This window comes from Streptomyces similanensis (assembly GCF_039543625.1).
Taxonomy (GTDB): Bacteria; Actinomycetota; Actinomycetes; order Streptomycetales; family Streptomycetaceae; genus Streptomyces; species Streptomyces similanensis.
This window is the reverse complement of the sequence record NZ_BAABKC010000112.1, coordinates 234,033-244,913: the sequence shown is the minus strand read 5'-3', so window position 1 is coordinate 244,913 and position 10,881 is coordinate 234,033. Positions and strand designations below refer to the sequence as shown.

General features: G+C 70.3%; 8 protein-coding genes. 4 read left to right on the top strand and 4 right to left on the bottom strand.

Annotation, left to right across the window (positions count from 1 at the left end; translation table 11 throughout):
• Positions 1 to 3,396, top strand: a 3,396-nt coding sequence (locus ABEB07_RS32460; RefSeq protein WP_345671623.1) for a type I polyketide synthase, incomplete at its 5' end; no start/stop codon positions are given.
• Between the two features lie 331 nt (positions 3,397 to 3,727).
• Here ABEB07_RS32460 and ABEB07_RS32455 read toward each other — a convergent pair.
• Both ABEB07_RS32455 and ABEB07_RS32450 read right to left on the bottom strand, forming a co-directional pair.
• Positions 3,728 to 4,363, bottom strand: coding sequence for a dihydrofolate reductase family protein (locus tag ABEB07_RS32455; RefSeq protein WP_176146727.1), 636 nt, complete (start codon positions 4,361 to 4,363; stop codon positions 3,728 to 3,730).
• Positions 4,360 to 5,163, bottom strand: a complete 804-nt coding sequence (locus ABEB07_RS32450; RefSeq protein WP_345671622.1) for a phytanoyl-CoA dioxygenase family protein — start codon at positions 5,161 to 5,163, stop codon at positions 4,360 to 4,362. Before ABEB07_RS32450 ends, ABEB07_RS32455 begins: the two co-directional genes overlap by 4 nt.
• 334 nt (positions 5,164 to 5,497) lie before the next feature.
• Here ABEB07_RS32450 and ABEB07_RS32445 point away from each other — a divergent pair, with 334 nt between their 5' ends.
• The gene (locus ABEB07_RS32445; protein ID WP_345671621.1) at positions 5,498 to 6,430 is read left to right on the top strand and encodes a LysR family transcriptional regulator; all 933 of its coding nucleotides are present in this window, start codon (positions 5,498 to 5,500) and stop codon (positions 6,428 to 6,430) included.
• 60 nt (positions 6,431 to 6,490) lie between these two features.
• Here ABEB07_RS32445 and ABEB07_RS32440 read toward each other — a convergent pair whose 3' ends face one another.
• Both ABEB07_RS32440 and ccrA read right to left on the bottom strand, forming a co-directional pair.
• Entirely contained in the window at positions 6,491 to 7,003 is a 513-nt protein-coding gene (locus ABEB07_RS32440) for a flavin reductase family protein (protein ID WP_345671620.1), read from the bottom strand.
• A 78-nt stretch (positions 7,004 to 7,081) separates the two neighbouring features.
• Positions 7,082 to 8,398 carry a crotonyl-CoA carboxylase/reductase gene (gene ccrA, locus ABEB07_RS32435; RefSeq protein ID WP_425589122.1) on the bottom strand — a complete coding sequence of 439 codons (1,317 nt, stop codon included), beginning with the start codon at positions 8,396 to 8,398 and terminating at the stop codon, positions 7,082 to 7,084.
• 360 nt (positions 8,399 to 8,758) lie between these two features.
• Here ccrA and ABEB07_RS32430 point away from each other — a divergent pair, with 360 nt between their 5' ends.
• Together ABEB07_RS32430 and ABEB07_RS32425 are read left to right on the top strand one after the other, a co-directional pair.
• Positions 8,759 to 10,003 (top strand): MFS transporter, encoded by a 1,245-nt coding sequence (locus tag ABEB07_RS32430; protein ID WP_345671618.1) that lies wholly within the window; start codon positions 8,759 to 8,761, stop codon positions 10,001 to 10,003.
• 106 nt (positions 10,004 to 10,109) lie between these two features.
• Entirely contained in the window at positions 10,110 to 10,709 is a 600-nt protein-coding gene (locus tag ABEB07_RS32425; RefSeq protein WP_164588132.1) for an isochorismatase family protein, read from the top strand.
• Positions 10,710 to 10,881 lie beyond the last annotated feature (172 nt).

Below are 10,881 nucleotides of genomic sequence, written 5' to 3'. Positions count from 1 at the left end.
CACCACACCCCCCTCCCCACCTACCCCTTCCAACACCAACGCTACTGGCTCGACAACACCCCACCCCGAACCACCGACCTCGACGCAGCGGGACTGGACAGCAGTGGCCACGCCCTGGTGACGTCGGTGATCGCCGATCCGGAGACGGGCGCGATGATGTTCTGCGGCCGCGTCGGCGCCGACGCGCATCCGTGGCTGGCCGATCACGTCGTCGCGGGTGAGATGGTGTTGCCGGGGACCGCGTTCGTCGATCTCCTGCTGCACGCGGGCGCGGCGTGCGAGCTGCCCGAGGTGGAGGATCTGACACTGGAGGCGCCTCTGGTGATTCCGCGGGACGCGGTGGTCGACCTTCGGATGACCGTCGAGCCGCCCGACACGGCAGGACGTCGGACGGTCCGGGTGCACAGCCGCGGTTCGGACTCCGGCGGTGAGTGGAACCGGAACGCCCGGGCGGTCCTCACCGAGGCCCGCGCGCTCTCCGCACCCGGTGGCCCGGGGGCATGGCCGCCGCCGGACGCCCGGCCGATCGACCTCGCGGCGTTGCATCCCACGCTCGCGGCCCACGGGTTGCACTACGGTCCCGTCTTCCAGGGAGTCCACCGCGCCTGGTCACGAACCGGAGAGCTGTTCGCCGAAGTCGTCCTTCCCGAGGGCGTCGACGTGACCGGGCACGTGCTGCACCCGGCGCTGCTGGACGCCGCCCTGCACACCATAGGTTTCGGCGGCCTCGTGGACGCGGCCGAGACCGGTCCGAGGCTGCCGTTCGCCTGGCGCGGCGTACGGGTCGACCGTCCCGGAGCGACGGCCCTTCGGGTACGTCTGGCGGCCGGCGGCCCGGACACCGTCACCCTGCAACTGTTCGACGGCGGCGGACACGGCGTCGGCAGTGTGGACGCCCTCACCCTCCGTGGCGTGCCCGCGGGCGGCGCGTCGACGGCCGTTCCCCGGTCGCTGCTCGGCGTGCGGTGGCAGGACCTTCCCACGCCGTCCGACGCCCGGCCGAACTGGTGGGTCATGCTCGGCGACGACGAGCTCGGGCTGACGTCGCTGCTGCGGGGCGCGAACAGCCGGATCGAGACGTACGCCGGCCTCGACGACCTCGCAGCGGCCGCGGCCGCCTCCGGCGCGCAGCCCGACGCGGTGTTCTGCGCACCGGCCGCGACGACCGGCGCCGACGTGCCGGCGGCCACGGCCCAGCTGGCTTCCCGGGCCCTGGCGTTGCTGCGGACGTGGCTCGCCGATCAGCGCTTCGCCACCACGCGTCTCGTGCTGCTCACCCGGAACGCCGCGACGGATCCCGCCGCGGCCGCGCTGGCCGGCCTCGTCCGGGCCGCCCAGGCGGAACACCCGGGCCGGCTCGCCGTGCTCGATGTCGACGCCGGCACGACTCGCCTCGATCACCGGGTGCTGGCTGGGGCGCTGGCCTCCGGGGAGCCGCATGTGAGGGTCGGCGACGACGTCGCGCGGGTGCCCCGGTTCGCTCCGCTTCCGGCGGCCGACCCGGCCGCGGTGGACCTGTCGACCGGCACCGTCCTGGTCACCGGGGCCTCCGGGGCGCTCGGCCGCCTGGTCGCCCGTCACCTCGTCGATCAGCACGGGGTCCGCGACCTGCTGATCGTCAACCGCGACGGCGAGATGCCGGAGCTCCGCGCCGAGCTGGAGACCTCGGGAGCCACCGTCGAGGTGGCCGCCTGCGACATCGCGGAGCGGGACCAGGTCGCCGCGCTGTTGTCGTCGCGGTCCTTGTGTGCCGTCGTGCACGCTGCCGGAGTGCTCGACGACGGTGTCGTGGAGTCGTTGACCGACGAGCAGCTCTCCCGGGTGCTGCGCCCGAAACTCGCCGGGGCCTGCCACTTGGACGAGTTCGCCGGGGACACGACCCTCCTCGTACTGTTCTCTTCGGTCGCGGGGATCCTCGGCTCGGCGGGACAGGCGGCCTACGCCGCGGCGAACAGCGCTCTGGACGCCCTTGCCGCGCACCGGAGCGCCCGCGGGCTCCCCGCGCGGTCTCTGGCGTGGGGACCCTGGAGCACCGAGAGCGGTATGTCCGCGGGCCGCCGGCGGCTGGAACGGGCCGGGTTGGCGCCGTTGAGCCCCGAGGAGGCGCTGACGCTGTTCGACGTGGCCCTGACCCGGCCCGAACCGCTGCTGGCTCCGGTGCACGCGGACCTCGCCGCGCTGAGCGCCGCGGCACGGGATCACCAGGTGCCGTCGATCTGGCACGGACTGGTCGGGGTTCCGGCGCGGGACGCGCGCCGCGTGGAGCGGGACACGCCGGCCCGGTTCGGGCAGCTGCCCGAGGAGGAGCGCGACGGCGAGCTCCTGGACCTGGTCCGCCGGGAGGTGGCCGCGGTGCTCGGCTACCCCACGCCGGACGGGCTCGACGGCGAACTCGCCTTCTCCGAGCTCGGATTCGACTCACTGACCGCCGTCGATCTGCGCAACCGGCTGGAGGGGGCGACGGGGCTGCGCCTGCCGGCCGGCCTGGTCTTCGACCATCCGACCGCGCCCCGTCTCGTACGGTTCCTGTCCGCGGAGATCGGCACGGCGGCACCGCACGCCACGGAACCGGAGGACACGCTCGGCGCCCTGTTCACCCAGGCATGTGAGCAGGGAAGGATCGAGGAGGGCATCGAGCTGGCCGGCCTGGCGGCGCGTTTCCGGCCCGTCTTCCGGACGGCGGACGAGTTCGGCCGACGACCGCACGCGGTGCCGCTGTCCCGTGGCGCGGCGAAGCCGATGCTGCTGTGCTTTCCCGCGGTCGTGGCGATGTCGGGGGCACACCAGTACGCCCGGTTCGCCGCCGCGCTCCGCGACAGCCGCCGTACCGTGGTGCTGCCCGAGCCCGGATTCGCGGCCGGTGAGCGTCTTCCGGCGGATGTGGCCGCCCTCGTCGAGGTGCAGGCGCGGGCGGTCCTGGAACAGGCCGACGGGGCGCCGTACGCCTTGCTGGGTTACTCGTCGGGCGGCTGGATCGCCCACGAGGTGGCCCTCGCCCTGGCCGGCACGGACACACCCCCGAGCGGGGTGGTGCTGCTGGACACCTACCTGGCCAGGGAGATGAATCCGCGGCTCAACCAGGCCTTCACCCACGGACTCTTCGCCCGGCGCAGCGAACTGGTGGCGACCGACCACGTGTCGCTCACCGCCATGGGCGGATACTTCTCGGTCTTCGGCGACTGGGAACCGCGACGTTCCCCGGTGCCGACCCTGTTCCTGCGGGCCGCCGACGCGCTGCCCGACCCGGACGGGAAGCCGCTGCCGGACTGCGACTGGGGTCCTGGGTGGGACCGGTGCGACGAGGACAGGGAGATCTCCGGCGACCACTTCACCATCGTCTCGGAGTACGCCGAAAGCACCGCGCGGACCGTGGACGCGTGGCTGGGGACCCTGTGACCGGCCGGTCTCCGGCGCGGCACGCCCGTTGACCGACGGCTTGCCGAAGACCGTGCCGCCCGGCTCTGCGATACCCGGGCGGCACGGTCTCCGGTTCCTTCCCCGGGGCGCGGTACGGCCTCTCAGGCGCGCGGCGCGGGCGTGCGGCGCGCGCCGGACTGAGTGAGGGGGCGGTGCCGGCAGACCGCAGGGCCGAGCGGCGGGCGGGATGATCCCGTCCGCCGCTCGGCCCGATGTGACGGTCCGGCCGGAGCCGGTACCGGTGTCGCGGTCGTCGTCGGCCTCTCCTGAGGCACGTCCGTCAGCGGACGGCCCGACAGGTGTTCGTCCGTCAGCGGACGACCCGATAGGTGATGTGTGTGGCCAGGCCGGTCGAGACGACCTTCCGCGGTTCGAGAACCGGGTTCCCGGCGTTCTCCAGCAGGCGCTCACCCGCGCCCAGGAGGATCGGCCGGAGGTGCAGGGTCAACTCGTCGAGCAGGCCGGCGGCGAGGTACTGCTGTACGACCTTCGCTCCGCCCGCGAGTGAGACGTCCCGCCCGTCGGCGGCCGCCCGCGCCTGGTCGAGCGCGGATTCGATGCCGTCGGTGACGAAGGTGAACGTGGTGCCGCCCTTCATCTCCAGCGGCTCCCGCGGGTGGTGGGTCAGCACGAACACGGGTGCCCGGAAGGCCGGTTCGTCTCCCCACCAGCCCCGCCACGCCGAGTCCCACGGGCCGTCGCCGCCACCGAACATCCCCCGGCCCATGATGTAGGCGCCGATGCCGTGCATGGCGTCCGCGAGGACGTCGGAGTCGGCGGACTCCTCGCCGCCTTCCAGGCCACGGTGTTCGCACCACGCCCTGGTGCCGAGCAGCCACTCGTGCAGCCGCATTCCGCCCACCCCGACCGGGTTCCGCGCGCTCTGGTGAGGGCCGGCGGCGAACCCGTCGAGGGACATGCCGATGTGCGCGGTCACCGCCGTCATGGCCGGTGCGTCTCCGTCAGGCCGGAGACGCGGGGGTAGCGGCCGTCGGGCAGCTGCTCGCCGGGCACCAGCTCCTCGTCCATCCGCGCATGCCCGGGGCGCGGTCGGTAGATCGCCGACGCGCCGGTGTAGGAGATGATGAAGGCCAGTCGCACCCCGTCGGAGTGGTTGCCGTTGCTGGCGTGCCCGACGGTGCTCTGGTGGAAGGTGACGTCTCCGGCGCGCACCGGCACCGTGACCCGCGGGTACCACTCGAGATCGGGCCACTCCTCGAACATGTATGTCGTGGCGTGGCTCTTCACCGCGGACATCTCGGCCCGGTGCGGCTCGGGGCGCTTGTGCGAGTCGGGCAGGAAGATCAGACAGCCTCGCTCGACGGGCACGTCGACCAGGGCGACCCAGGCGTTCACGTTCATCGGGGAGTCGAGCGGCGTGAGCGTGAGGTCCTCGTGCCAGATGGTGGGCACCTCGTCGTGCGGATGCTTGGCGTACGCCTGTCCGCTCCACACCCGCATGGGAGTGCCGGCCAGTTGCTCCGCGGCGGCGCCGACGCGGGGGTGACGAACGAGGTCGCGCAGGCTGTCGTGCTTCCACCACGGGTCCGAAGTGGTCCTGAGCGCGGTGCCGCCGCCCCCCATGCCGGCCCGCCGGCCGTCCTCTTCGATCGTGTCCAGCGCGATCTTGCGCCAGTGCGCCACTTCCTCCGCGGGGATCAGGCCCGGGATGCGGGTGAAGCCGTGCTCCCGGAAGTTCGTGATGTGCTGTTCATCGATAGCGAAGGGTGCGGTCGGAGACGTCATGTCGCTCATCGTTTCCCCTCAGAGACGGCCGTCTTGCACAGGCAATTTCCATTCTTAACAGCGGCCCATACCGGACGCATAGTGGACTTTCGTCCACGTCGCAATGGGTTGGGGGAAACATCCACTCCAAGGTGCTGGTTGCTTCCTGAATTTCGCGAAATGCCACCGCACATCGCCTCGTGCTCCTCGTGTCCCCGCCCGTCGGACGAGCCCGCGCGACCAGGGCGGTCGGCATCGACAGTCCGCCGAACTCGCTTCGCTGGACGCGGTGTTGACTGCGGCAATGCCGGAGCAGCGCCTCACGATCCATCGTCGTGAGGGTATGCTCCGCGTTATGGATGTCGACGCGGTCCGCACCTTCGTCACCGTTGCGGAAGTCAGCCAGTTCCAAGCCGCTGCCGAGAATCTCGGAATCACCCAGCAGGGTGCGTCGAAGCGGATAGCGAGCCTGGAGCGAGAACTCGGTGTGCAACTGTTCGCGCGGATCGCCAGAGGGGTCCGACTGACAGTCGACGGGCAGGCGTTCCTGCCTCATGCCCGGGAACTCCTCCGCGCCGCCGAGCGCGCCAGAGCCGCCGTGGCCACGGAGCGCAGGACGCTGCGGATCGATGTCGTCGGCCGTCGGATCGCGCCCGCCAACATCCTCTTGGCCTTCTATCAGCAACACCCCGATATCGAGCTCGACGTGGTGACCCTGACCAATCTCGACGCCACGTCGGCGTTAGGCGCCGTCAGCGCGGGCGCGCTGGACGCCACCTTCAGATCCCTGCGGGACTCCGCCGGCACGGTTCCGAGCGGACTGCGCTCATCGCGCGTCATCGACGACCGGCACGAGCTCCTGGTCGGCCCGCAGCACCCCCTGGCGAACGCCAAGACCGTGACCATGACCGAACTCGCCGATCACCCCATCTGGATGCCGGGCATAGCGGACGCCGAGCCGATGGGCTACTACGGGGACCTGGCCGAGGAATTCGACCTCACCATCGACACGATCGGACCGAGCTTCGGCGTCGAGGCGCTCCTGACCGAGATCGCCGAATCGACCCGGCTCGCCACCTTCGTCTGCGAGGGCTCACGGTACCTCTGGCCGGAGAGCTACGACCTCCGCCGTATCCCGGTCGTGGCCCCGACCCCGGTCTACCCGCTGTCGGTGATCTGGCGGGCCGACAATCCGCACCCCGTCCTCGCGAACTTCCTCGCCTACCTCAGCGCCACCTACCAGACGACGCGACGCGAGGATCTGTGGACCCCCGCGTGGGCCCGCTGAGGTGCCGGCCGGGGGCGTCATCGGGGAGGCGACGCAGCACCCCTGATGACGTGTGTCCCTTCACTCGGAGGACGCGCCGAGGCGGTGGTAGGCGCCGAGGTACCGGATCAGCGGTCCCGGCCCGCCGACGATGCCGAGGTGACGGACCCGGGCGACGACGATGTCGTGGTCCCCCGCCCAGTGCTCCGCGTCGACGTCTCCTTCCAGCCACGCGAGCACGCCGTCGAGCACGGGGAGTCCTCCCGGCGACGGGGACCAGCCCAGTTCGCCGAACTTGCTTCCGCCGCTGCGGGCGAGCGAGTCCGAGACGTCCCGCTGCCGCTCACTCAGTATGTTGACGCAGACACCCGATGAGGCGCGCAGCAGCGGCCAGGTGCGGCTGGTCCGCCCTACGCAGAACGACACCATGCGCGGGTTCAGCGACACCGAGGTGAATGAGCTCACGGTCAGTCCGGCCGGGGCTCCGTCGGGTGACAGACCCGTGACGGCGACCACGCCGCTGGCGAAGTGGCTCAGCACCCTGCGGAACATCTCCTCGTTCGGCGCCAGGCCCGGTTCGGCGTGTGTCCTCACTGCGTCATCCCTTCGCCGTGTCTGCTTGCTGACTCAACATCCCGTCGAACGTGCGGACATCGACCGAGCGGCAGACCGTCACGGGGAGGTGCGGAAGACGTCGTAGCGGCCCGCGCCACGGTCCCGCAGGCCCTGATCCGTCACACCGAGGCCGGGTCGGGGAGCCAGGCACAGAATGCCGATCTTCCCGTGGTGAACGTTTCGCTGGACCTCGCGCACGGCTGTCGCCGCCTGTGCCAGTGGGTATGTCTTGGACAGCGTCGGGAATATCTTCCCGCGTCTGATGAGGTCGTTCGCACGCCAGGCCTCCTGATAGTTGGCGAAGTGCGACCCGATGATCCTCTTGAGATGCATCCACAGATGGCGGTTGTCGAAGTAGTGGTCATACCCGCTCGTCGACGCGCAGGTCACGACGGCGCCGCCGCGGCGCGCCACGTAGACGCTGGCCGCGAAGGTTTCCCGGCCGGGGTGCTCGAAGACGATGTCGGGGTCGAGCCCATCGGTGAGATCACGGATCCTCGCCCCGAGCCGGCGCCATTCCTTGCGGTCCGGAGTATGCGGTCCGCTCCAGAACCGGTAGTCCTCCGCGACCCGGTCGATCACCAGCTCGGCGCCCATGTCCCGGCACAGACCGGCTTTCTCCGCGGACGATACGACGCACACCGGCGTCCCTCCGCCGTTCAGCGTCAACTGAGTGGCGTACGCCCCCAGCCCGCCGCAGGCGCCCCAGACCAGCACCACATCGCCCTGTTTCATGTCGGCTCCGTTGCGGGAGACCAACTGCCGGTACGCGGTGGAGTTCACGAGCCCCGAGGCGGCGGCTTCCTCCCAGGTCAACTGCTCGGGTTTGGGCATGAGCTGGTTCGCTTTCACCAGCGCGATCTCGCCGAGGCCGCCGAAGTTCGTCTCGAATCCCCAGATGCGCTGCTGCGGGTCGAGCATGGAGTCATCGTGCCCTGCCGGGTCCTCAAGCTCTACCGAAAGGCAATGGGCCACCACCTGGTCGCCCGCCTTCCAGCGTCGTACGCCGGCGCCGACACGGAGCACCACACCCGACAGATCGGATCCCAGCACGTGATAGGGCAGGTCATGTCTTTTCGCCAGGTCCGAAGTACGGCCGTAGCGCTCCAGGAAGCCGAAGGTGGGAATGGGCTCGAAGATGGAGGACCATACGGTGTTGTAATTGATGGAACTCGCCATCACGGCTACCAGGGCTTCACCCGGGCCCAGCTCGGGAACCGGGACAGGCTCGACGTGCAGGGATTTCTCCGGGTTCTTGTCACGGGTCGACAGGCCCTCGAACATGCCGATCTCACTTCTGTGGACAGTGAGGGCCAGATAGGATTCCGGAACCTGGACGTGGGCCCACTCCTCCGAGGAGGCGCCCGCTTCCATCGCCTGGATCAAATCCTTCACCCTGACCCCCAGCCGTCGACGCGGGATTAAATTCCGCGATTTGTGTTATACGCCAACAATAGGGCGTACGCGTCATGGGGTGAACTGGGCTTTCGTACACCGTGCAATCCTCACATTCCCTCCTCCCTGCCTGCTTTCGGACAGTCCAGGAACCGCGGTCCGCAGGGGAACTGACGATCGCACCTCCGCCCCTGGGAGTGCGGCCGGCTGATCCACCTCGAACAACAACGGTCGGTTGTGGACAAGCGACAGCGCAGTTGTTTGACCGGCCGTCGGGCCGCTTGCTTAGCTTCACGGACGCGAGCTCGTTCGCAGGGAAGATTGAGGGGCGGCCCGAGCATGGTGAGCAGGAGACCCCTGGGCCGGCAGTTCAGCTGGCTCTGGGCGGCTTATGCGGTGAGCGCCTACGGGTCAGGTCTGGGGTTCGGCGCCTTCCCGCTCATCGCCGTCCTGGCACTGCACGCCAGCACGGCGCAGGTGTCCGCCCTGTCCGCGGTGGGGCCGACCGTGGGCGCGCTGATCGCGGTACCGCTGGCGCCCTGGGTGGAGTTCCGCCGCAAGCGGCCGGTCATGATCGCCATGGACCTGGTCCGGTTCGCGGTCATGGCGACCGTCCCCGTCTTCTACGCCTTCGGCTGGCTCAGTTTCGCGCAGTTGCTCGTCGTCTCGGCCCTGGCCGCGGCGGCCAAGATCGCCTTCAACGCGGCCAGCGGCGCCTACCTGCAAACCCTCGTCCGGGCCGACGACCTCCTCGTGGCGAACGCTCGCTTCGAGTCGACCAACTGGAGCTCCATCGCGGTCGGGCCACCGCTGGGCGGCGCGGCCGTCGGTCTCTTCGGACCGGTCGCCACCGTCGTGGCCGACGCGTTCAGCTACCTGTTCTCCGCGGCGGCCATCACCGCCATCGGGGGACGCGAAGAGGTCAGCCACGACAGCGGGAGGAAACGCGTCCGGGCAGGGGACCTGCTGGACGGACTGCGGCACATCATGGACCATCCCGGGCTGCGGGCGCTCTTCCTCAACAACATGCTCGTCTCCGGACTCATCATGGCCACCGAGCCGTTGCTCGCCGTGCTCCTGCTGCGCGAACTGGGCTTCGCGCCCTGGCAGTACGGCTTGGCGTTCGCCGCCCCCTGCGTCGGGGGCCTGATCGGGTCCCGGCTGGCCAACCGTGTCGTGGCGCGCTACGGCCAGCACCGCGTGTTGCGCACCGTGGGCACCTTGCGCGTCGTCTGGTTGATCGGCCTCGCCTTCGTCCGTCCGGGCACCGTCGGCCTCGTCACCGTGATAGCCGTCGAACTGGCGATCATCATCAGCATGAGCCTGTACAGCCCGGTCGTCGCCACCTACCGGCTCCAGCACACCCCCCACCAGCGCGTCGCCCGTGCCCTGTCGGCCTGGGCGATCGGCCAGCAGGCCGGGATCGCCGTCTTCACCGCCCTGGGCGGGCTGCTCGCGGACGCCACCAGCCCCCGCGTCGCGCTCGCGATCATCGGTCTGTCGATCCTCTCCAGTCCGCTGTTGCTGCCCCAAAAGGATCAAACCCCGCGCCGACAGGCGGCCTTGACCCACAATCACTCATGACGCCGCGGCGCACCGCCGAACTCGTCTGCCGAGTCCGCCGAGTCCGCCGCGCACGTCTGCCCGTACTGATCCGCCCCGCACTCCCACAACCAAGGAGCACATCCGAGTGAGCACCACCCCGGCACTGGACCCCGCGCACACCGCTCTTCTCGTCATGGACTACCAGCCGGCCATCCTGGCCGGCCTGCCCGAGGAGAGCGACCGCGAGGCCCTTCTCGACGCCGTCGAAGGGGCCATCGCCGAAGTCCGCGCGCACGGCGGAACCATCGCCTACGTACGCGTCGGATTCACGGAGGACGACTGGGAGGCGATCCCGGCCGCCAACAAGACCTTCGCCCCGCTGGCCGAATACCGCGTCATGCACCACGAGGATCCGGTCACCGCCGTGCACGAGCGGCTGGCGCCCCGGGAGGACGACATCGTGGTGCGCAAGCTGCGCTTCGGCGGCATGTCGACCACCGACCTGGACCGGCACCTGCGCGAGCGCGGCATCACCACCCTGGTCGTCGCCGGCGTCAGCACCAGCGGCGTCGTCCTCTCCACCGTCATCGACGCGGCCGACCGTGACTACCGGATCTACGTCCTGTCCGACGGCGTCGCCGACCCGGACACCGAAGTCCACGACGTCCTGATCCACCGCGTCCTGCCCACGCGGTCCCATGTCATCGACACCGCCGAGCTGCGCACTCTGCTCAAAGCCGGCTGAGTCCGGCCGCTGATCGGCTCCGGGCGGCCGCCGCTCCCCCAGACGCGACGGCCGCCCGAAACCGCTGCCCGGCCCACGGAGTCGCCCGCACAACAAGCAACGCCGCTAGGCGAGTTGACGTTCGATGATCATTCCTGGCACACGGCATGGCGGTAGCCTCATAAGCCAACTC

Coding starts and splice junctions, on each gene's coding strand:
- ABEB07_RS32455 (WP_176146727.1), bottom strand. CDS start 4,363: ATGACGGCGGTGACCGCGCACATCGGCATGTCCCTCGACGGGTTCGCC.
- ABEB07_RS32450 (WP_345671622.1), bottom strand. CDS start 5,163: ATGACGTCTCCGACCGCACCCTTCGCTATCGATGAACAGCACATCACG.
- ABEB07_RS32445 (WP_345671621.1), top strand. CDS start 5,498: ATGGATGTCGACGCGGTCCGCACCTTCGTCACCGTTGCGGAAGTCAGC.
- ccrA (WP_425589122.1), bottom strand. CDS start 8,398: ATGGAAGCGGGCGCCTCCTCGGAGGAGTGGGCCCACGTCCAGGTTCCG.
- ABEB07_RS32430 (WP_345671618.1), top strand. CDS start 8,759: ATGGTGAGCAGGAGACCCCTGGGCCGGCAGTTCAGCTGGCTCTGGGCG.